Origin of the sequence: Halobacterium sp. CBA1132, from assembly GCF_001485535.1 — an archaeon.
In the GTDB taxonomy this organism is placed as follows: Archaea; Halobacteriota; Halobacteria; order Halobacteriales; family Halobacteriaceae; genus Halobacterium.
In genome coordinates this window covers 1,715,371-1,736,436 of sequence record NZ_BCMZ01000001.1, presented here as the reverse complement: position 1 = coordinate 1,736,436, position 21,066 = coordinate 1,715,371, and the positions used below count along the sequence as shown (strand labels likewise).

20 protein-coding genes are annotated in these 21,066 nt (G+C 68.6%); 15 read left to right on the top strand and 5 right to left on the bottom strand.

The features are described from left to right. The first annotated feature begins 6 nt into the window (after positions 1-6). The 5 genes from AVZ66_RS09085 to AVZ66_RS09065 all read left to right on the top strand — a co-directional run bounded on the left by AVZ66_RS09085 (position 7) and on the right by AVZ66_RS09065 (position 7,922). Complete coding sequence (locus AVZ66_RS09085) at positions 7-1,440, top strand: sodium-dependent transporter (RefSeq protein WP_058983761.1); 1,434 nt, start codon at positions 7-9, stop codon at positions 1,438-1,440. Positions 1,441-1,518: 78 nt separating this feature from the next. After that, positions 1,519-3,063, top strand: a complete 1,545-nt coding sequence (locus tag AVZ66_RS09080; RefSeq protein WP_058984693.1) for an acyl-CoA carboxylase subunit beta — start codon at positions 1,519-1,521, stop codon at positions 3,061-3,063. Then, positions 3,063-3,317 (top strand): hypothetical protein, encoded by a 255-nt coding sequence (locus tag AVZ66_RS09075; RefSeq protein WP_058983760.1) that lies wholly within the window; start codon positions 3,063-3,065, stop codon positions 3,315-3,317. Before AVZ66_RS09080 ends, AVZ66_RS09075 begins: the two co-directional genes overlap by 1 nt. A gap of 361 nt (positions 3,318-3,678) precedes the next feature. Beyond that, positions 3,679-5,511, top strand: a complete 1,833-nt coding sequence (locus AVZ66_RS09070; protein WP_058983759.1) for an acetyl-CoA carboxylase biotin carboxylase subunit — start codon at positions 3,679-3,681, stop codon at positions 5,509-5,511. A 329-nt stretch (positions 5,512-5,840) separates the two neighbouring features. After that, positions 5,841-7,922 (top strand): hypothetical protein, encoded by a 2,082-nt coding sequence (locus tag AVZ66_RS09065; RefSeq protein ID WP_058983758.1) that lies wholly within the window; start codon positions 5,841-5,843, stop codon positions 7,920-7,922. Here AVZ66_RS09065 and AVZ66_RS17060 read toward each other — a convergent pair. Further along, positions 7,919-8,053: a hypothetical protein gene (locus AVZ66_RS17060; protein WP_269432475.1), complete on the bottom strand. Its 135-nt coding sequence runs from the start codon at positions 8,051-8,053 to the stop codon at positions 7,919-7,921. The two genes, AVZ66_RS09065 and AVZ66_RS17060, sit on opposite strands and share 4 nt — an antisense overlap. A 201-nt stretch (positions 8,054-8,254) precedes the next feature. Here AVZ66_RS17060 and AVZ66_RS09060 point away from each other — a divergent pair, with 201 nt between their 5' ends. Continuing rightward, entirely contained in the window at positions 8,255-9,205 is a 951-nt protein-coding gene (locus AVZ66_RS09060; RefSeq protein ID WP_058983757.1) for a biotin--[acetyl-CoA-carboxylase] ligase, read from the top strand. Here AVZ66_RS09060 and AVZ66_RS09055 read toward each other — a convergent pair. The 3 genes from AVZ66_RS09055 to AVZ66_RS09045 form a co-directional block, all read right to left on the bottom strand. Further along, complete coding sequence (locus tag AVZ66_RS09055) at positions 9,202-9,648, bottom strand: universal stress protein (protein WP_058983756.1); 447 nt, start codon at positions 9,646-9,648, stop codon at positions 9,202-9,204. The genes AVZ66_RS09060 and AVZ66_RS09055 overlap by 4 nt on opposite strands. A gap of 322 nt (positions 9,649-9,970) precedes the next feature. Further along, a complete protein-coding gene (locus AVZ66_RS09050; RefSeq protein ID WP_058983755.1) occupies positions 9,971-11,002 on the bottom strand; it encodes an amidohydrolase family protein in 1,032 nt (343 codons plus the stop codon). A 118-nt stretch (positions 11,003-11,120) separates the two neighbouring features. Next, on the bottom strand, positions 11,121-12,347 hold the full coding sequence (locus AVZ66_RS09045) for an HD domain-containing protein (RefSeq protein WP_058983754.1): 1,227 nt from the start codon (positions 12,345-12,347) through the stop codon (positions 11,121-11,123). 122 nt (positions 12,348-12,469) lie between these two features. Here AVZ66_RS09045 and AVZ66_RS09040 point away from each other — a divergent pair, with 122 nt between their 5' ends. The 9 genes from AVZ66_RS09040 to AVZ66_RS09000 all read left to right on the top strand — a co-directional run bounded on the left by AVZ66_RS09040 (position 12,470) and on the right by AVZ66_RS09000 (position 20,082). Next, entirely contained in the window at positions 12,470-13,243 is a 774-nt protein-coding gene (locus AVZ66_RS09040; RefSeq protein ID WP_058983753.1) for a hypothetical protein, read from the top strand. A gap of 74 nt (positions 13,244-13,317) precedes the next feature. After that, positions 13,318-14,325 (top strand): 2-phospho-L-lactate transferase, encoded by a 1,008-nt coding sequence (gene cofD, locus AVZ66_RS09035; RefSeq protein WP_058983752.1) that lies wholly within the window; start codon positions 13,318-13,320, stop codon positions 14,323-14,325. After that, complete coding sequence (locus AVZ66_RS09030) at positions 14,325-15,056, top strand: tRNA-dihydrouridine synthase (protein WP_058983751.1); 732 nt, start codon at positions 14,325-14,327, stop codon at positions 15,054-15,056. The genes cofD and AVZ66_RS09030 overlap by 1 nt, the downstream gene beginning before the upstream one ends. Next, positions 15,053-15,889, top strand: a complete 837-nt coding sequence (locus AVZ66_RS09025; RefSeq protein ID WP_082678819.1) for a triphosphoribosyl-dephospho-CoA synthase — start codon at positions 15,053-15,055, stop codon at positions 15,887-15,889. The genes AVZ66_RS09030 and AVZ66_RS09025 overlap by 4 nt, the downstream gene beginning before the upstream one ends. Continuing rightward, positions 15,882-16,460: a DUF447 domain-containing protein gene (locus tag AVZ66_RS09020; RefSeq protein WP_058983749.1), complete on the top strand. Its 579-nt coding sequence runs from the start codon at positions 15,882-15,884 to the stop codon at positions 16,458-16,460. The genes AVZ66_RS09025 and AVZ66_RS09020 overlap by 8 nt, the downstream gene beginning before the upstream one ends. Before the next feature lie 81 nt (positions 16,461-16,541). Then, positions 16,542-17,528, top strand: coding sequence for a deoxyhypusine synthase (locus AVZ66_RS09015; protein ID WP_058983748.1), 987 nt, complete (start codon positions 16,542-16,544; stop codon positions 17,526-17,528). A 393-nt stretch (positions 17,529-17,921) separates the two neighbouring features. Then, positions 17,922-18,101, top strand: a complete 180-nt coding sequence (locus AVZ66_RS09010) for a 30S ribosomal protein S17e (RefSeq protein ID WP_058983747.1) — start codon at positions 17,922-17,924, stop codon at positions 18,099-18,101. Positions 18,102-18,183: 82 nt separating this feature from the next. Continuing rightward, on the top strand, positions 18,184-19,215 hold the full coding sequence (asd, locus tag AVZ66_RS09005; RefSeq protein WP_058983746.1) for an aspartate-semialdehyde dehydrogenase: 1,032 nt from the start codon (positions 18,184-18,186) through the stop codon (positions 19,213-19,215). Between the two features lie 45 nt (positions 19,216-19,260). Then, positions 19,261-20,082, top strand: a complete 822-nt coding sequence (locus tag AVZ66_RS09000) for a hypothetical protein (RefSeq protein WP_058983745.1) — start codon at positions 19,261-19,263, stop codon at positions 20,080-20,082. Here the strand turns inward: AVZ66_RS09000 and AVZ66_RS08995 are convergent. Then, a complete protein-coding gene (locus AVZ66_RS08995) occupies positions 20,079-21,026 on the bottom strand; it encodes a D-2-hydroxyacid dehydrogenase (protein ID WP_058983744.1) in 948 nt (315 codons plus the stop codon). The two genes, AVZ66_RS09000 and AVZ66_RS08995, sit on opposite strands and share 4 nt — an antisense overlap. Between the last annotated feature and the right edge of the window lie 40 nt (positions 21,027-21,066).

The following is a 21,066-nucleotide window of genomic DNA, read 5'->3' as shown; positions in this document are numbered from 1 at the left end:
GTGACAATGGCACGCGAGTCCTGGCAGACGCGAATCGGATTCATCCTCGCCGCCGTGGGGTCGGCGGTGGGACTCGGGAACCTCTGGCGGTTCCCGTGGATGACAAGCGAGAACGGGGGCGCGGCGTTCCTCGTCGTCTACCTCGGCATCATTCTGCTCGTCGGCGTCCCCGGCCTGCTCGCCGAGTTCGTCATCGGGCGACGCTCCCGACGCAACCCCGTCGGCGCGCTTTCCGCGCTCTCCGAGTCGAAGTACTGGTCGGCGTTCGGCCACGTCTTCGTGCTCGCCGGCATCGTCTTGCTGTCGTTCTACAGCGTCGTCGGCGGGTGGATTGTCCGCTACTTCGCGGAGAGTTTCACGGGCGCGTACTTCGCGAACCCCGGCGCGCACTTCAACGCAATCAACTACGGCTTCGAGGCCGTCGCGTTCCACCTCGTCTTCCTCGGCCTCACCGCGCTCGTCGTGCTCCGCGGCGTCCGCCGCGGCATCGAGACGGCGACCAAGGTGATGATGCCCGCCATCGTCGTCCTGCTCGCCGGCCTCGCCGTCTGGGGGGTTTCCCTCGACGGCGCCGCCGAGGGCGTCGCGTTCTTCCTCTCGCCGGACGTCTCGTACCTCCGCGCGAACTTCCTCGACATCCTCCCGCAGGCCGCCGGACAGGCGCTTTTCACCCTCTCGCTGGGCGCCGGGACGATGCTCACGTACGCCTCCTACCTCGGCGAGGACCGCTCGCTCGCCGCCGACGGCAGCGCCATCGCGGTACTGAACACGCTCGTCGGCGTGCTCGCGGGCGTCGCCGTCTTCCCCGTCCTGTTCGCGCTCGGCGCCGGCGCTGGCGCCGGCGGCCCCGGCGCGCTGTTCGTCAGTCTCGCGGGCGCGTTCGCTGCGCTCCCGTACGGACAGGTCGTCGGCGTCGTCTTCTTCGGCGTCGTCTTGCTCGCCGCGCTCTCCTCCTCGATCTCGATGCTGGAGATTCCCGTCTCCTTCCTCGTCGACGAGTACGGCGTCTCCCGCCGAAACGCGGTCCTCGGCCTCGTCGGCCTGTTCGCGGTCACCGGGAGCGTCTGCGCGCTCGACGCCGGCATCTTCGGCACCGTCGCCGGCCCCGTCGTGGACCTCCTGCTGACCGGCGGCCTCATCGGATTCCTGCTGTTCGCCGGGTGGGTGCTCGGCGCCACCGCCACCGAGGAACTCCGGAGCGGCGCCGGGTCGCTGGCGCGCTCGCTGGCGACGCCGTGGCTGTTCGCCGTCGGCGTCGTCATCCCCGTGTTCCTCATCTTCACGTTCGTCTCCGGGCTTGCGGGTGCGCTCGGTGTCGCCGTCGGCCCGCTCTCACTGCTCGGCGTCACGTTCGACCAGACGCGCGTGTTCGTCGTGGTGACCGTCGCCGTCGCCGTCGCGTCGTTCCTCGGGCTCCGGCGCTCGGAGTCCGTCCTGTAGCGCAACCGCCGCCGCGGGTGTGGTCGTCTCGGAATCCTTTTGCCGCCGGTGGGGAAACGATGGCACAATCAGATGACGATGGAAGAGCGCATCGAGGAACTGCGCGAGAAGACCGAGCGCGCACTCCTCGGCGGCGGCGAAGAACGAATCGAGTCCCAACACGACAAGGGGAAGATGACCGCCCGGGAGCGCATCGACTACTTCCTCGACGACGATACCTTCAACGAGTTCGACCAGCTCCGCACCCACCGCAGCCACAACTTCGGGATGGAGGAGAAACAGCTCCCCGGGGACGGCGTGGTCACCGGCTACGGCGAAGTCGACGGCCGCACCGTCTTCGTGTTCGCCCACGACTTCACCGTCTTCGGCGGGAGTCTCGGCGAGGTGTTCGCGGAGAAAGTCACGAAGGTCATGGACAAGGCCGTGGAGGTCGGCGCGCCCGTCATCGGGCTCAACGACTCCGCCGGCGCCCGCATCCAAGAGGGCGTCGACGCCCTCGGCGGGTTCGCGGAAATCTTCACGCGAAACGAGAAAGCCTCGGGTGTCGTTCCCCAGATTTCGGCCATCATGGGGCCGTGCGCTGGCGGCGCGGTGTACTCGCCCGCCATCACGGACTTCATCTTCATGGTGAAAGACACCAGCCACATGTTCATCACCGGGCCGGACGTCATCGAGACGGTCACCGGTGAGGAAGTCGGCTTCGAGGAACTCGGCGGCGCGACCACGCACTCCTCGGAGTCCGGCGTCGCGCACTTCGCCTGCGACAGCGAGGAGGAAGCCCTCGACAACATCAAGCGCCTGCTCTCCTACCTCCCGCAGAACAACGTCGAGGACCCGCCGCGCGTCGAACCCTACGACGACCCCGAGCGCCGCGACGACGCGCTCGAAACCATCGTCCCCGACGAACCCCGCAAGCCCTACGACATGACCGACGTGGTGGACAGCGTCGTCGACGAGAACTCCTTCTTCGAGGTGCAGGAGAACTACGCGAAGAACATGGTCGTCGGGTTCGCGCGCCTCGACGGCCGCTCGGTCGGCCTGGTCGCCAATCAGCCCCGCGTGAGCGCGGGCACCCTCGACATCGAGGCCTCCGAGAAGGCCAGCCGGTTCGTCCGGTTCTGCGACTCGTTCAACGTCCCCATCGTCACGTTCGTCGACGTGCCCGGATTCATGCCCGGCACCGACCAAGAACACAACGGCATCATCCGCCACGGCGCGAAACTCCTGTACGCGTACTCGGAGGCCAGCGTCCCGCTGCTGACGGTCATCACGCGGAAGGCCTACGGCGGCGCCTACGACGTGATGGCCTCCAAGCACCTCGGCGCGGACGTCAACTACGCGTGGCCGACCGCCGAAATCGCGGTGATGGGGCCGAAGGGCGCGGTGAACGTCCTCTACCGCGAGGAACTCGACGACGCCGAGAACCCCGACGAACTCCGCGACCAGCTCATCGACGAGTACCGCGAGGAGTTCGCGAACCCCTACACCGCAGCGGACCGCGGCTACCTCGACGCCGTCATCGAACCGACCGAGACCCGCCCGCGCCTGATTCAGGACTTGGAGATGCTGGCGAGCAAGCGCGAGGACTCGCCCGACAAGAAACACGGCAACATCCCGCTGTAATGGCCGCCGACTACGACGTCTCCGTCCCCGACGACGCGACCGAGGCGGAAGCCGCCGCCATCGCGGCCGCGGTGAGCGCGCACCTCGCGCGCCTCGAAGCCGCAGCAGCCGCCAGCGACAGCGAGGAGTCCTGGGACGGCGAGAAGTGGACGTTCGCCGGCCGCCTCGCCGGCCTCGACCAGTCCCCCGACCGCGTCCCCGACGGCGCGCCGACGGACGCGTGGACCGCCGCAGGACGCAGCGACCGCTTCTGACGTCCCCGACACTTTTGCGCTGGTGCGGAATCTACTTCGAGGATGCCCTCCCGAGACTTCGAGTTGACAGCCCACGGCGAGTCATTCGACGCCGAAATCGTAGTTCGCGACGTCCGTGAGCGCGAGGTCGTCGACCGGGCGCTGTCGTTCCTGCTGGCCTGAGGACACTCCGGAGCCGGTCACGGCGCGCGTTTATTGACGACTGTTGAACAGTCATGTCGTCGTGTGAACGACTCCGACCAACGTCGGGCGCACTCGTTCGGTTTCGTTCGTTGTGTGCGGCTGGTAGGGAGTGAATCCGGAGACGGCCGGGTTCGAACCGAAGGTATGAGTAGGGCGTCCGCAGAACGGTCTTGCAAGAATGTTCGAGAAGGTTCTCGTCGCGAACCGCGGCGAAATCGCCGTCCGCGTGATGCGGGCGTGCGAGGAACTCGGTATCGAGACGGTCGCGGTCTACAGCGACGCCGACAAACACGCCGGACACGTCCGGTACGCCGACGAAGCCTACAACGTCGGCCCCGCCCGCGCGGCGGACTCGTACCTCGACCACGAGGCCATCATCGACGCCGCCGAGCAGGCCGACGCGGACGCCATCCACCCCGGCTACGGCTTCCTCGCGGAGAACGCGGAGTTCGCCGGGAAGGTCGAGGAGACCGACGGCGTGACGTGGGTCGGGCCGTCGGCGGCCGCGATGGAGCAACTCGGCGAGAAGACGAAGGCCCGACAGACGATGCGGAACGCCGACGTCCCCATCGTCCCCGGCACCACCGAGCCAGCCGAGGCCGCCGCGGAAGTCGAGGAGTTCGGCGAGGAGCACGGCTTCCCCGTCGCCATCAAGGCGGAGGGCGGCGGCGGCGGTCGCGGGATGAAAATCGTGCGTAGCGCGGACGAGGCCGACGAACAGTTCGAGTCCGCGAAGCGCGAGGGCGAGGCGTACTTCGACAACGACAACGTCTACTTGGAGCGCTATCTCGAGAACCCGCGCCACATCGAGGTCCAGATTGTCGGCGACGAGCACGGGAACGTCCGCCACCTCGGCGAGCGCGACTGCTCGCTGCAGCGCCGCCACCAGAAGGTCATCGAGGAGGGGCCGAGCCCCGCGCTGACGGACGACCTCCGCGAGCAGATCGGGGAGGCCGCGCGCCGCGGCGCCGACGCCGCCGGCTACACGAACGCGGGCACCTTCGAGTTCCTCGTCGAGGACGACCCCGAGCGCGAAGGCGGCGAGCTGCTCGGCGCCGACGCGGACTTCTACTTCCTCGAAGTCAACACCCGGATTCAGGTCGAACACACCGTCACGGAGGAACTGACGGGCATCGACATCGTGAAGTACCAGCTCCGGGTCGCTGCGGGCGAGGAACTGGACTTCGCGCAGGACGACGTGGAACTGGACGGGCACGCAATCGAGTACCGCATCAACGCGGAGAACGCGGCCGACGACTTCGCGCCCGCGACCGGCGGGGAACTGGAGACGTACGACCCGCCGGGCGGCATCGGCGTGCGCGTCGACGACGCGCTCCGGCAGGGCGACGACCTCGTCACCGACTACGACTCGATGGTCGCGAAGCTCATCGTCCACGGCAGCGACCGCGAGGAAGCCATCGCGCGCTCCCAGCGCGCGCTCGCCGAGTACGACGTCGAGGGCATCCCGACCATCGTGCCGTTCCACCGGCTGATGCTGACCGACGACGCGTTCGTCGGCGGCACGCACACCACGAAGTACCTCGACGAGCACCTCGACCCCGAGCGCATCGACGACGCCCAAGCGAAGTGGGGCACGGAGCCCGCGGCGGCCGACAGCGACGACGAGGACGTCGTCGAGCGCGACTTCACCGTGGAGGTCAACGGCAAGCGCTTCGAAGTCGAACTCGAAGAGCGCGGCGCCGCCGAGCTCTCGGTCAGTGACTCGTCCAGTGGCGCCGGCAAGCCGCCCGAGGCGGTGGGTGGCGACGACTCGTCCGAGACTGTCGTCGAGGGCGGCGGCGAGACGGTCGAGTCCGAGATGCAGGGGACGATTCTCTCCGTGAACGTCGAGGAGGGCGACGAGGTCGAACCCGGCGACGTGCTCGTGGTGCTGGAGGCGATGAAGATGGAGAACGACGTGGTCGCCTCCCACGGCGGCACCGTCACGCAGGTCGCCGTCGAGGCGGACGACAGCGTCGACATGGGTGACGTGCTCGTCGTCATCGACTGAACGACCGAATTTTTATTACCTGCACTATCCCTCTGTGACATAATGCCGAGGGTGGCGGTGTCGTCGTGCGACGAGCTGTGGGCGCTCGTTGACGTATCAGTCGAGTACAGCACGCGCAGTCGAGGGGCCGCGTTGCCAGCAGTTCACGCCACCGGACAGCGTAAGCGTCGTGACCGCGAACGTCAGGTACTGCAACGCGCCACCAGCGCCATGCCACGCTACTTCGCCAACCGCGACGCGATTCGACCGGCGACGCCGTTCGAGCGCTCGCCGAACGAGCGCGCGACCCGGACGCCGCGTCGCCGGCAACAACACGCACGGGGCACGCGATGAGGCCCGAGTTCGACTCGCTGGTCGACCCGGACGGCCTCCTCGTGCGCGACCCCATCGAGAACGCGCAGTTCGAGTTGTACACGGACCGCGTGGTCGACCCCGTCGAAACGAGCACCGACCAGTTCGTCCTCCCCGTGGACAGCGCGGTCACCGTCACCGTCGGGAGTCTCGAAATCCCGCGACTGGTGAACGTCTTCCGCTGGGACGAGACCGAGACGATGGTCGGCGAGTCCGTCAACCAACAGTACACGGAGTACCCCTCGGGGTGGTACTCGCTGGACCTGCCGCTCGGCCCGATGAAACTCCAGATTGTCGCCGAGAGCGCCCTGACAGTTCGGCGTTCGGAGAACGCGACGCACCTCGACTTCGAGGACGAGACGACGCTCGGCCTCGGCGTGCGGTCGCTCCACGAGTCGCCCGCCGGTACCATCACCATTGGCGACGACGTCGAGGACGCGATGCGTGCGGTCGCGCTCGGTAGTTCGGCGCTCAAGACGACGTCCCCCGAGCGGTCGTTCCCGTCGCTCCGCGGCCACCCGCCGCTCATCGAGCGCGGCGACAGTTTCGACGCCCCCGACGCGTTCGAACGCCCCGAGACCGGCGTCACAATCGAGATTCCGCGCGACTACGGCGACCTGTTTCGCGTGAGTTCGCTGGCGTACTACCTCGGCGCGGATGTCGTCCCGGGCGAGAGACGCGTACTCGACGTCGCGGGCGCCCGCTACGACCTCGACACGGAGCGCGGCTTCGAGGCCGAGGTGTCGGCGCTGCTCAAGCACGTCTTCTTCCTCGACTGCGTCACCCGCACCGAGGGGTTCTACCCGGTGAACCTCCACGAGCGCAACGTCGTCGAGGACGACCTCGGGTTCGACCCGGCGGCCGTCTACGACGCGTCGTTCGCACAGCGACTCCGGGCGTACCTCGACGTTCCCTACGAACTCACGGAACCTCACCTCCCGCAGTGGAAGCTCACCGCCGACATCGACCCGGACCCCGACCACGTGGCGGCGATTCCGTTCGTCGCGAACGAACTCGCGACGGTCCGCATCCCCGAGGACGACGAGGAACCGGACGTCCACGACGAACCAGACGCGCTGACCGAGTTCTATCGGGCCGACAGTGCGACCGTCCGGAGCACCTCCGGCGGGGAGTCGGCGACCGACTGGTCGAACGTCGTCAAGCCCGACGAGACGGACGCCATCGAGCACGCGTGGATCGCCGAGGGGTTCCCGCTCGGCGCCAGCAAGACCCGAGTGGAGTCGTACCTGCGCCGACTGAACCGTCCGGTCCGCGACCAACACTCCATCAGCATCGACATCGTCTGCAACGAGGACGAAATGAGCGAGGAGGACATCGTAGAGGAGTTCTACGGGACGCGGGACATCTTCGAGTTCGACATCACGGTCCACTACGACCTCACCGGCGCGGAACTCGCGGACGTCCTGCGGACGGACACCGACTTCCTGCACTACATCGGGCACGTCGACGAGCGCGGCTTCCAGTGCTCGGACGGCATGTTCGACGCGCGAACGCTGGACGAAGTGAACGTCGACGCGTTCCTATTGAACGCCTGCAAGTCCTACGAGCAGGGCGACGCGCTCGTCGAACGCGGGAGCTACGGCGGCATCGTCACGCTCGCGAACATCAGCAACGACCCCGCGGTCCGCATCGGTCGCGCGCTCGCCCGCCTGCTGAACAACGGCTTCACGCTGCAGGCGGGGCTGTCGGTCGCGCGGCACGTGACGCTGTTCGGGAACAAGTACATCACCATCGGCGACGGCACGCTCCAGTTGGTGCAGAGCCAGCAGGGAACTCCGTTGTCGGTGACGCTGAGCGAAATCGAAGACGGGTACGAGGTACAGATTCGGGGCTACCCGACGTCGCAATGTTCGATTGGGTCAATTCTGACGCCGTATATCGACGGGAACGCTACGCGCTACCTCAATTCCGGCGTCATCGACACGTTTGAGGTGTCTACAACTAAGTTACGCGATTTCTTCAACCACGGAGTCGTCCCGGTACTGTTCGATGGAGAACTCACGTGGAGCGACAAACTGCTGGAGAACGAACTTGACTAGGGGCCGGGGTTGGTCGTCGCGTTCGCCGCCGCCGCGGCGCCGGTCGTCGACAGGAACACCATTAGGCTGAACAGCACGCCGATCATCCGGGGGTTGTCCTCGAGGAACTGCGTGAACTTGCTGTCTGACATCGTCTACCTACACCGTACGCCGCCCGTATATTCAATCTATTTGAAGATAACCGAGATAAAATATACCGAAATTACTCGTATGAAAGCGGCTCGGCCGACGCAGACACCGCGAAACGCCCGCTTCGGGGTGCGTCCGGGGGATTCTTCCACGCGTCCCGCGAAGGGCGGGACTTTTGCTGGCAGAGCGGGTAGCTCCCCGCGATGAACGAGACGCGCCGCGCGGTCTTGGACGCGCTCGCCGACGGGCCCGTGGCGGGTCCCGCGCTCGCCGAACGCCTCGGTATCTCGCGGACCGCGGTCTGGAAGCACGTCGAAGCGCTCCGCGAGGCGGGGTTCGCCGTCGAGAGCGCGGCCGACGGCTACGTGCTCGCGTCGGTGCCCGAGTACGGCGCGGAGGCAATCGAGTTCGGACTGGAAGCGCCGTTCGACGTGGAGTACCACGACGCGCTCCCGAGCACGAACGACCGCGCGCGAGAACTGGCTGCCGAGGGCGCCAGTGACGCGGTGGTGCTCGCGGACCGACAGACCGGGGGACGGGGGCGGCGTGGCCGCGAGTGGTCCTCACCGTCCGGCGGCGTCTGGCTGAGTCTCGTACTCCGGCCGGACGTGCCGCCGGCGCGCGCACCGCTGGTGACGCTGGCGGCCGCAGTCGCGGTGACGGACGCGGCGCGCGAGGCGGGCGTCGACGCCGCTATCAAGTGGCCCAACGACTGCATCGTGCCCCGCGAGGGCGCCGAGCGCGGCGGCGACAAACTCGCGGGCGTGCTCACCGAGATGGAGGGCGAAGCCAGTCGCGTCTCGTGGGTGGTCGTCGGCGTCGGCGTGAACGTCGACGTCGACCCCGAGGAACTGGCGGGGGACGCGACGAGCGTGCGCGCCGAGGGCGGGGAGACGGACCGCCGGCTGTTCGTCCAGCGGTTCCTCGAACGCTTCGACGCGCTCCGCGGCGACCCGGAGGCTATTCTCGACGCGTGGCGCGAGCGCGCGGCGACGCTCGGCGAGCGCGTTCGCGTCGAAACTGCTGACGGAGATATCGTCGGCGACGCCGTGGACGTCACCGAGCACGGCGCGCTCGTCGTCGACACCGACGACGGCCAACGGGTCGTCCACGCCGGGGACTGCCAACACCTGCGACCCGTCGACGACGCCTAGCCGTCGCCGTCGACGCGCACCGTCAACACCGGCACCGACGACGACCGAACGACTTTCTCCGCGACGCTCCCGAGTAGCAGTCGGTCGATACCGCCGCGGCCGTGGGTTCCCATCACGACGAGGTCGCAGTCCTCGTCCTCGGCGTACCGGACGATTTCGCGGCTGGGGTTGCCGTCCACGAGCGAGCGCTCGACGCGGACGCCCCGTTCGGCGGCGAGACTTTCGACGTCGTCGAGCGCGGCGGCGCCCTCCTCGTTCATCATCGACGCGACGCTCTCCCAGGAGGACTCCATCGGGAGCCCGGAGAAACTCGCGGAGTTGACGACGTACAGCGCGTGAATCGTCGCTCCGTGTTCGGCAGCGAGGTCGATAGCGTGTTCGACCGCCTCCCGTGTCTCCTCGCTGCCGTCGGTCGGAACGAGGATGCGCTCGTAGCGGCCCATGTGTGTCACAGATTGTCGGGGAACGGCTTAACTTTCGGGGCGGAATCCTGGGCAGTGTTCAGTTACGAAGATTGCAGGACCAGTAACGGTATTTGTTTTCGAAAGCCTCCTCCCGCTCGCGGAGCGAGCCGACGCAAGCACGGCCGCAGGCCGCGCGCAGCGAGGCGCAGCCCGCGAGCGGTCGGCCTAACGAGACGCATGGCGTCTCGTTGGCTATCGGACGACCATAGGTCGTCCGAGAACCCCTTTCGATTTCCCGGCCCGAAGCGGTTGTCTGGCCGGCTCTCGCTTAACTAAGCACAACCTCCTAGACCGAACGCAGTTACTCCGCCAGCGATTCGGGCGTGACGACGCGTTTCACGTCGCTGGCACCGGCGCGGCGCACGACCGCACGGACCGGGTCGCGGACGCCGGTGAGGTTGTCCGAGTCGCCGTCCAGCACGAGCAGGCGCGCCTCCCGGCCGGCTTCGACGACGCCGTGGCTCTCCCCGAGGATTTCGGCGCCAGCGCGGGTCGCCATCCGCAACACGTCGGGCGCGTCGACGTCGAAGAGCTTCGACGCGAACGCCATCTCGCGGAACATCGACGGGCTGTTCGTCATCACGTTGTCCGTGCCGAGCGCGACCGTCGTGCGGTCCAGCAGGTCGCTGACCGACGGCAGGCCGACATCCGTCACGAGGTTCGACCGCGGACACACCGCGACCGGAATCTCGTCATCCTCCACGCGGTCGAGGTGCAGCGACTCGGCGTGGACCATGTGCACGAGCAGGTCTGGGTCGAGGTCGATGGCGGGGTTGATGTCCCGCGCGTCGACCTCGCCGGCGTGGATGGCGAACGGCTTGTCGGCGTCGCGGGCGGCGTTGCGCTCGCGCCCGAACTCGCCGTCGGCGGCGCCGCTCGCCCCGAAGCCGTCCGCGACATCGAGAACGTCGGGTGTCTCCCGGCCGAAGATGAACGGGTCGACGCCGGTTCCTTCGGCGGCCTCGCGGAGCGCGTGGACGCCCTCGACGCCGCCCTCGCGGAACTCCAGCGTGCGCGTGGTGCCCGTCTGGTGCATGAACTGGAGGCTGTGGCGCATCCCCTCGACGAGTTCCTCGCGGCTCGCCTCCCGCAGCAAGCGGTGTTTCAGGCCGTCCGGCGGCGCGACGAGCTCTTCGAGCGTGAGCCCGCGCCCCGCCTCCTTCGCGATGGAGTCCCCGAGGTGGGTGTGGGCGTTCACGAACGCCGGCAACACGATGTCCTCGGAGTCGGTCAACTCCTCGTCCAGTCGGACGACTTCGCCGTCCTCCACGACGAGCGTGCCCTCCACGGGCTCGTACTCTTCGCCCCAGAGGACGGTACCGGAGAGTTCCATACCGGGAGGTGCACCTCCGGTACCGTGAAGGTTACTCGACGCGGCGGGTCGAGCACGCTGCTCGCGCATCGCTTCGCTCAGCGCTCGCATTAACGTGGCCTCCTTTCAGTCGGCCACGCTACTCGAACTCCGCCAGCGACGCGTACCGCCCGGGCGTGTTCACGTCGCTGATGAGCGCGCCGTCGGTTTCGAGGCCGAGCACGCGCTCGGCGGCGTGCCCGACGGCCTCGACGTGCGGTTCGGGCGCGTAGACGCCGAGGCGCCACTGCTCGCGCTGGGCGACCTGGAGCGCGCGCACGAGCGTGGACTGCTCGTCCAGCCGCCGGACTTCACCGCCGACGAGCACGCCGGTCGTGGACTCGCGCATCGACGGCTTGCCGGGCACGTCGAGGATGACGGCGTCCGGGTCGACGTCGGCGTCCGCGGCGACCGCTGCTTCGAACTCGCGGACGGCGTCGTGGTCGGCGTCGAGGAGGTCGTCCCCGACGTCGCCCATCTCCGCCCAGACGGCGCGCTTGTAGAGGTCGCGCTCGGCGAGGCGGCGGCCGAACTCGCGGCTCGCGTCGTGGGTGCGGAGCGCCACCGATAGCTCGTGGTCGTCCATCCGGCGGAGCTGTTCGGCGTCGATTTCGGTGGTGTCGAGGAGGGCTTCGGTGCCGCGGCGCAGCATCGACTTGCTGATGCGGGCGACGTGGTGGCTGTAGACGGTCGGGTTCATCAGCGCGCGCGCCACCAGCAGCGACTCGGCGGTCTGGACGTTGCCCTCGTCGAGCACGAGGTCGCCGTCGATGAACGTCAACTCGCGGACGAGGCGGCCGTGGTCGATGGTGCCGTAGGGAACGCCGGTGTGGTGGGCGTCGCGCACGAGGTAGTCCATGCGGTCGACATCCAACTCGCCCGCGACGAGCTGGGCGAGTTCGCCGTCGCCGCGAATCAGGGCTGCGACCGCCCCGGGGTCGATGTCGTGGTCGTCGAGGACGGCGGCGACGCGGCCGTCTGTGACGAGTTCGTCGACATCGTCGTGTTCTTTCCCGGTGCGGCGGGCGACGACGCCCTCGACGTTGTGGCTGTACGGGCTGTGTCCGACGTCGTGGAGGACGGCGGCGGCGCGCACGCGGTCGGCGCGCTTGCCGGCGATGTCGAGGTGGTCGAGCGCGCGGTCGGCGAGGTGGTAGACGCCGAGCGAATGTTCGAAGCGCGTGTGGTTCGCGGAGGGGTAGACGAGCGCCACCGTCCCCAACTGCTTGATACGGCGGAGCCGCTGGACCGGCGGCGTGTCCAGCAAGTCGGCGGCGACGCCCCCGACCTCGATGTGGTCGTGGACGCTGTCCTTGATGGTCGTCATTGGGCGGGCGTTCGGCGTTCTCGCCTAAAAACCCGTGGAACGGCCGTCTGCGGGCTGTCGACCGCGGTGCCGCGGCGGTGGCGTTCGGAGGGGTTTTCCGCTCGTCCGCCGAATTCGAGAGCATGCGAAAACAGATTGCGGCCGTCGCCGTCGCGGCCTTACTCGTCTTCGCCGGGTGTAGCGCCGGCGGGAACGGCGGCGCGACGACCGCCCCCGAGACGACAGCCGGCGGCGCCGGCGACCCCGTCTACGAGTCGCCGCTCGACGCCCAGACCGTCGCACAGACCCACGAGTCCGTCGTTCGCGACGCAGGCACGTTCACGCTCGTCTCCACGTCCAACCGGACGCAGGGCGGCCAGTCGGTCTCCGTTCAGTCGTCGACTGCGGTCGACCTCGCGACGGGCGCGTACTTCGCCACGCAGGAGTCCCCTATGCAGACTGTCGAGCAGTTCGGCTTCGGGAACGGCACGGCATACCAGCGTGTCTCGACGGCGGACAATCAGACCCGGTACACGATTCCCCGGGAGGCGCCGAACACGTCGCAGTTGGCGGGCAGCCAACTCGAATCGTTCGTTGGAGCGTTCTCGTTCTCCCACACGGGGAGCGAGACTGTCGATGGAACGGACACGCACGTCTACGAAGCCAGCGGCGTCGAGGACCTCAACCAGTCTGCGCCCGGGCTCGGCAGCCTCGACACGGAGAACCTCACGAGCCTGACCGCGGAACTCTACATCACCGACGACGGCCTCGTGAAGCGGTTCGGCTACTCGCTGACGGTGTCCACGAGTAACGGCGAGGCGAGCATCGCCACCGACCAGCGGTACGTCGACATCGGTTCGACGACTGTCTCCGAGCCGGCGTGGCTCGACGAGGCGCGCGCGAACACCTCCGCCTAACTCTCTCCGGTCTACTTCTGCGCTCGTACGCCGGTGACGCAAGGGTTTACCGGACTGCGCCCCGACGACGAGCCATGACGACGTTCCTCGCCGGAGGGACGGGGACGCCGAAGCTCCTCGCGGGCGGCCGCGAGGTCTTCGACCCAACGGAACTCACGGTCGTCGCGAACACCGGCGACGACGTGGAACTCGGGGGCGTGCTCGTCTGTCCGGACGTCGACACCGTGCTCTTCGAGGGCGGCGACGTGCTGGACCGCGAGACGTGGTGGGGTATCGAGGGCGACGACGCGACGACCCACGACTACCTCACCGACCTCTCGCGGGCCGCCGGCATCGAGCCCGGTCCTCGATACCTCCCTGACGGCAGACAGACGGCGGGCCGCGACCTCGCGCGCTGGCGGCGCTTCTCGGCGGCCAGCGAGTTCATGTTCATCGGGGACCGCGACCGAGCGGTCCACGTCCTCCGCACCAGCCTCCTCGACGAAGGCAACTCACTCACGGAGGTCACGCGAACGCTCGCGGACGCGTTCGGCCTCGCGGCCGACGTGGTCCCGATGAGCGACGACCCCGTCGCGACAATCGTCCACACGCCCGACGGCGAACTGCACTTTCAGGCGTTCTGGGTCGCGGAGAACGGCGAACCGACCGTCGAGGACGTGGAGTTCCGGGGCGCCGACCGAGCCGCCCCGGGGGACGCCGCGCTCGACGCGCTCCGCGACGGGCCCGTAATTATCGGACCCTCGAACCCAGTCACGAGCATCGGCCCGGTGCTCGCGCTCGACGGCGTCCGCGAGGCGCTCCGCGAGTCGACCGTGGTCGCCGTCTCCCCGTTCGTCGAGGACGAAGTGTTCTCGGGACCCGCGGCGAAACTGATGGATGCAGTCGGCTACGAGCCGTCGACGGCGGGTGTGGCGGACGCCTACCCGTTCGCGGACGCGTTCGTGCTCGACGACGCCGACGGCACCAGTCTCGACCGACCGGTCGTTTGCACGGACACCGAGATGAACGACGACGCGGACGCCGAGCGCGTCGCCCGCGCCTGCCAGCAGGCAATCGAGCGCGCTGGCGGGGAGGTGGCCTGATGTTCGCGCCGCGCGTCGCGCTCGCGAGCCTCAGCGGCGAGTCCGACGCCGAGTGGGCGGAAGCCTGCGCTCGGCCCGCCGGCGCGGCTTTCCTCGGGGGTATCGCCGTCGACGAGCCGACCCGCGAAGCCGCCCGAGCGATGGTCGACCGCGACCGCGAGGAGTTCCTCCCCGCGGACCCGATTGCGTTCGTCGACGACCAGCTCGGCGAACTCGACGACGCCTTCCTGCGTGCCGGCGTGAACGTCCGCGCGGTCGAACTCGACGCGCTACGGGAGGTTGCCGCGGTCTGCGCCGACCACGACGCGATGCTCGAAGTGAACGCGCACTGCCGGCAGGACGAAATGTGCGCCGCGGGCGCCGGCGAGTCACTGCTGGGAGACACCGGACGGCTCTGCGAGCAGGTCGAGACCGCGAGCGACGCGGGCGCGGCGGTCTCCGTGAAAGTCCGGGCGGAAGTCGAGGGCGCGCACCTGCCGACGCTCGCGAAAGCCATCGAGCGCGCCGGCGCCGACGCGATTCACGTGGACGCGATGGACTCGCGGCGCGTCGTCCGCGACATCGCCGAGGCGACCGACCTGTTCGTCGTCGCGAACAACGGCGTGCGCGGCCGCGAGGACGTCTTCGAGTACCTCTCGTACGGTGCGGACGCGGTCAGCGTCGGGCGGCCGAGCCGCGATGTCGAGGCGGTGCAGTCGGTGTACGCCGCGGTCAAGGAGTGGTTCCTGTGACGCCGCCCGAGCACGCCGAACTCGCGCTGCTCGTGGAGGTCGCGGGGACGCCGAAGCCCGGGAACGTCGACCGCGAGCGCGACCTCGCGGACCTCCACTTCGAGCAGTTCCTCGCCGGCGCGGTCGGCGCACGGGACGGCCTCGAAGCCGCCGCCGACGGCCCCGTCGGGGACGCCTTCGAGACGGCCGTCGCGGGGATGGCCGACGGCAGCGGGACGAACACGCAGTTCGGCTGCCTGCTGTTGTTGACGCCGCTCGTGCGCGCCGCGAGCCGCGGCGACCTCTCGCCCGAGGGCGTCACCGATATCGTGGAGGCGACGACCGTCGCGGACGCCGAGGCGTTCTACCGCGCGTTCGAGCACGCCGAAGTCGCGGTTCCGGACCCGCCAGAGGGCGTGGACGCGCTGGACGCGCGCCGCGGCGCGGCGGCGATTCCCGCGCTCCGCGAGCGCGACCTCACGCTCGAAGACGTGATGGCACTCGGCACCGACCACGACGCGAACGCCCGCGAGTGGCTGCAGGGGTTCCCGCGCGTGTTCCGCGCGGCCGCCCGCATCGAGGCGGAGCGTGGGCCGCTGACCGACCGCGCGGCGTCCGCGTTCCTCACGCTGCTCGCCGAGGACCTCGACACGCTCGTCGTCACGCAGCACGGCGAGGGCGTCGCTCGCGAGGTCCAGGAGCGTGCGCTCTCCCTGCAGCGCGCCGACACCGAGGAAGTCCGGGAGTTCGCCGACGACCTCGTGGAGCGCGGCGTCAACCCCGGAACGACCGCGGACCTCACCGCCGCCGCGGTGTTCGTCGCGCTCGAACGCGGGGTGTCCGTCCGTGGCTGAGTGGCCGGTCGCGCTGCGCGGGACGACGGAGACGGTCGTGACGACGCGCGGGCCCAACGACCTGTGGAACGTCGCTGCGCTGGGCATTCGGGCGTCCGAGGACGGAGAAACGGCGACGGCGACGACGTGGGGGAACACGCGCACGCGCCGGAACTTCCACCGCGAGGGCGGCGGCTACGTCCAGTTCGTCTCCGACCCCGTGGTGTTCGCCGACGCCGCGCTCTCGATTCGCGAGGAGCGCGAGCGCGTGCTCGACGCGGCGGACGCGTGGGTTGAGGTGGAGGTCGAACACGTCGGCACGGACGAGGACGACGGCACGCGACGCGAGCACTGGGAACTCCGTCCCGTCGAGAGCGAAGTCGTGCGGGCGTCGCCGGCCACGATAAACCGCGGGTTCAACGCGGTCGTGGAGGCGACGGTCGCGGCGTCGCGCCTGGACGTCCCCGCCTACGACACCGAGACACTGCGCGAGCGCCTGCGGTTCTTCGCGGACGTCGCGCGCAAGTGCGGCGGCGAGCGCGAACGCGAGGCCATCCAGCGAGTACGCGAGTGCGTCGACGGCGAGTGGTAGGATTCTCCATCAGCCGGACACGGCTGTCGTAGACGGTCGCATGTCGGGACGTTCAAATTCGCGCGGCCACTAGCCGGTGGCATGACCGACGACGACACCCGCGAGAACGTCCTCCCGGGCTCGGACGGCGAGCTGGACACCGAGGACGTCCGCGGCTACGACTTCCGCGGCGACTTCGACTTCTTCGAGATGCTGGACGCGTACGCGACGACGGGCTTCCAGGCCACACACCTCGCGGAGGGCGTCGACATCGTGCAGGACATGCGCGACGACGACGCCACCGTCTACCTCACGTTCACGTCGAACATCGTCTCCTCGGGGCTTCGCGAGGTCGTCGCGCACCTCGTCCGCGAGGGCCACGTCGACGTCATCATCACCACCTCCGGCTCCCTGACCGAGGACGTCATCAAGACCGCGAAGCCGTTCAAGATGGGCGAGTGGGACGCCGACGAGGCCGCGCTCCGCGAGGAAGGCATCAACCGCCTCGGCAACATCTTCGTCCCCTCGGACCGCTACGTCTGGCTGGAGGAGTATCTCTACGACTTCTTCGAGGACTTCTTCGCCGAGGAGAAAGTCCGCACCCCGACCGACTTCGCGCGGGAACTCGGCGAGACCTTAGACGACGAGGACTCCGTGCTGAAGAACGCCGCCGACCAGGACGTCCCCGTGTTCTGTCCGGCGCTCACGGACGCCGAAATCGGGAACTTCCTCTACTACTACCGGCAGGGCTACGACTCCGAGGTCGGCATCGAAATCGTCGACGACTACGACACGCTCATCGAGGAGGGCCTGCTCGCGGACACCACGGGCCTCATCGCGGTCGGCGACGGCGTCCCCAAGCACCACGCCATCATGACGAACCTCTTCCGCGGCGGCGCCGAGTACGCCGTCTACATCTCCACGGGCATGGAAGGCGACGGCTCGCTCTCCGGCGCGCCGCCCGAAGAAGCCGTCTCGTGGGGGAAAATCAAAGACGAGTCCGAGACCAACTACACCCAAATCGAGGCCGAAGCCACGCTCGTCTTCCCGCTGCTCGTCGCCGGCGCGTTCGAGCGCGATTCGGAGTAGCGCGACTGCACGTACTGGTTCGTTTCTGACGCCTCGAAAGCCCCGGGCCGCTCGCGGTCGCTCGCCGGCATATCTGCTCGCTCCGCTCGCAGATAGCGGCCGGCGAAACGACCACGCAGGCGCGAGCGGCCCGCCCCTTTCAGTCCGCCCGTAGCCGGTTGGGCAGCCGGCAGCGGGCGGATTGAAAGGGGCCGTGCTGCCGACGAACCCGGACGACGCAAGCACCGCAGGGAGCGTCGCGACTGAGGAGCACAGCGAGTCCCGGGAGTCGGCAGCACGGGGGCTTTCGAGGTGTCGAAGACGGTAACGTCCCTCACTCAGGACACACCTCCAGAAGTCGAGTCGTGCTCGTGAAACGAATCCTTTTAACGCACGGCGAATGAACCAGACCGTATGGCCATCAAGCCCGACTACGTCAAGAAGACGGGGAACATTCTCATGGAGCGATACCCCGACGCGTTCAGCCGCGAAGACTTCGATCACAACAAGGAAGCCGTCACGGAGCTCACGAACGTCGAGTCGAAGCCGGTCCGCAACCGCATCGCGGGCTACATCACGCACAAGCGCGAGTAGTCGTCCGGCGGCCGCCGCCGGGGAACGTGCTTAATTTTCCACCACCCGAAGGGGTTTCACTACCCGGTTCTGAGAGGGTGGTATGACATCTGTCGGCGTACTCGGTGCGACTGGTGCGGTCGGCCAGCGATTCATCCAACTGCTGGACGGCCACCCGGAGTTCGAACTCTCAGTACTTACCGCGAGCCCGGAGAGCGCGGGGAAGCGATACCGCGAGGCGGCGAAGTGGCGCCTCGACACGCCGATTCCCGAGGACGTGGCGGACGTCGAGGTCCGCGACACCGACCCGGACGAGATTCCCGACGACACCGACCTGCTGTTCTCCGCGCTGCCGTCCAGCGTCGGCGAGCGCGTCGAACCCGCGCTCTGCGAGGCCGGGTTCGTCGTCTCCTCGAATTCGAGCAACGCGCGCGCCGCCGACGACGTGCCGCTCGTGATTCCGGAAGTGAACGCCGACCACCTCGACCTCATCGACGTGCAGCGCGACGAGCGCGGGTGGGACGGCGCGCTCGTGAAGAATCCGAACTGCTCGACGATTACGATGGTCCCGACGCTCGCCGCGCTCCGCCAGTTCGGCCTCGAACGCGTCCACGTCTCGACGCTGCAGGCCGTCTCTGGCGCGGGCTATTCGGGCGTGACGTCGATGGAGATTATCGACAACGCCGTCCCGCACATCGGCGGCGAGGAAGCGAAGATGGAGACCGAGTCCCGCAAACTCCTCGGCGAGTTCGCCGACTCCGAGGTCTCGTGGCACGACGCCAGCGTCTCCGCTTCCTGCAACCGCATTCCGACGCTCGACGGCCACCTCGAGAACGTCTTCGTGGAGACGGCCGACGAGCCCACCCCCGAGGAAGTTGCGGAGGCGTTCCGGGACGCGCCGACGCTGGACCTCCCGAGCGCGCCCGACCAGCTCGTCCACGTCTTCGAGGAGCCCGACCGCCCGCAGCCGCGCCTCGACCGCATGCTCGGCGACGGAATGGCGGTCGCCGCGGGCGGCATCCAAGAGACGGACTCGGGCCTCCAGTACAACTGCCTCGCGCACAACACCATCCGCGGTGCGGCCGGCGCCAGCCTCCTCAACGGCGAACTGCTCGCCAGTGAGGGCTGGGTCTGAGACGCCCCCGCTCGTTTTAACTGTCGGTTCCGCGAACCGACTGTCGTGACCCGCGTCGAGTGGACGTACACCGTCGAAACGAGCCGGCTGCTGCGAACGCTCGCGCTGGTCCCGTTCGGCGCCATCGCGGGTCTCTTCGTCTTCTTCGGCGCGTTCTCGCTGTTCGTGTTCGCCGGCAGCCTGCTTTCCGGGAACTTCGGGGTGCTCGCGCTCCTGCTGGCGTTCGGCCTGCTCGGTGCGCGACGGATGGCGACCCACGCCGCGCTCGCGCGCAGCGGGAACGACGGACTCCGAGAGTACTTCTCCGCGCGCGAACTGGCCGCCGCGAGCGTCGCGTGGGCGGCCGTACTCGGTGCGCTGGTGGCGCTCGACGCGCCGTCGGAGTGTCTGTTCGGCGTCGTCGCCGTCGCTGTCCTCGGGACACTCCCCATCGGTGCGGCGCTCCGTAGCGAGGGATATGTCGATACCGCAGAGGGCGTCCTCCGCGCCAACAACAACGAAACCGTACTCACCGCCGTCGACTCCGTGAGCCGGTACGACCTCGGTTCGGTTTCGGTCCTCCGCGTGCACTACCCCAACAGTCCTGGTGTGAGCGCGCCCCGACTATTCGGCGTTCCCTCGGCGGACGCCGCCCGCATTCGGGAGGCCATCGAGTCCAGTGACGCCGAGCCACCGACTCACGACCGGAATCCGACGATAGCGCGGACGCTGTACGCGTTCGCGGTCGGGTCGGTCGCGCTCGCCGCGGCGTTCGCGTACTTCGCGACCACCGAGTCCGGCGACACCGCCAGCATCGGCGTGCTGCTCGCCCTCTTCGCGGGCCTGTTCGGCGTGTTGTTCGCGTGGCTCGGCTACGTCGAGGGCTAAGCGACGCGGTTCTGCAGTTCCTCGTTAGTGTCGAGGCGCGGGACGTTCGCCGCGAGGATGTCCGCGAGCCGGTTCCAGTATTCGGGCGTCTGCCCAGCCATGTGCGGCGTCACGACGACGTTCTCGAAGTTCCACAGCGCGTGGTCCTCCGGCAGCGGCTCGGGGTCGGTGACGTCGAGCGCAGCGCCCCGAATGTGTTCCCTGCGCAGTGCTGAGATCAGTGCGTCCGTGTCGACGACGCCGCCGCGAGCGACGTTCACGAGCACGCTCTCCGGCGGCAGCGTGTCGAACGCGGCCTCGTCGACGAGATGTTGTGTGGTGTCCGTGAGCGGGCACGCCAGCACGAGGTAGTCCGTGCGAGCGAACGCGTCGTGGAGCGCGTCGTCGTCGAACCCGACGACTTCGTCGGTCGGCCCGCCCTTCTCGGGCGTGTATCGCACGCCGATGGTGTCCACGTCGAACCCTTGGAGACGCTGGACGACGCCCTGCCCGATAGCGCCGAGGCCGACGACGGTCACCGTCGAACCCTTCAGTTCGTGCGCTCGGAAGTGACGGAACTCGCGGTTCTGCTGGCGCCGCCACCCCTCGTGGAGGCGGCGCGCGAACGTCAACAGGTAGCCCAGCACTTGCTCGCCCGCACTGGGCGCGTGGACGCCCGCGGCGTTCGTCACCGCCACGCCGCGCTCACGGAACACGTCCAGCGGCAGGTGCTCGTAGCCGGCGTACGCACCCGCAAACAGCTCCAGTTCGTCGGCGTGCGAGAGCAGTTCCTCGTCGACGTCGACGCCCGTCACGACGCGCGCGTCCGCCACGAGTTCGCGCTCGTCGGCGGGCGTCCGCGCGAGCGCCACGTCGTACTCGGGCAGTCGCTCGCGGAGCGCGTCCGCGTACTCCGACATCGGCGTGCCGTGGGCGCCGGTCCGCAGAACTGTGATGTCTGTCATCGCCTCGCTGGTCGGCGCCGACGACAGTAAGCGTTGTGCG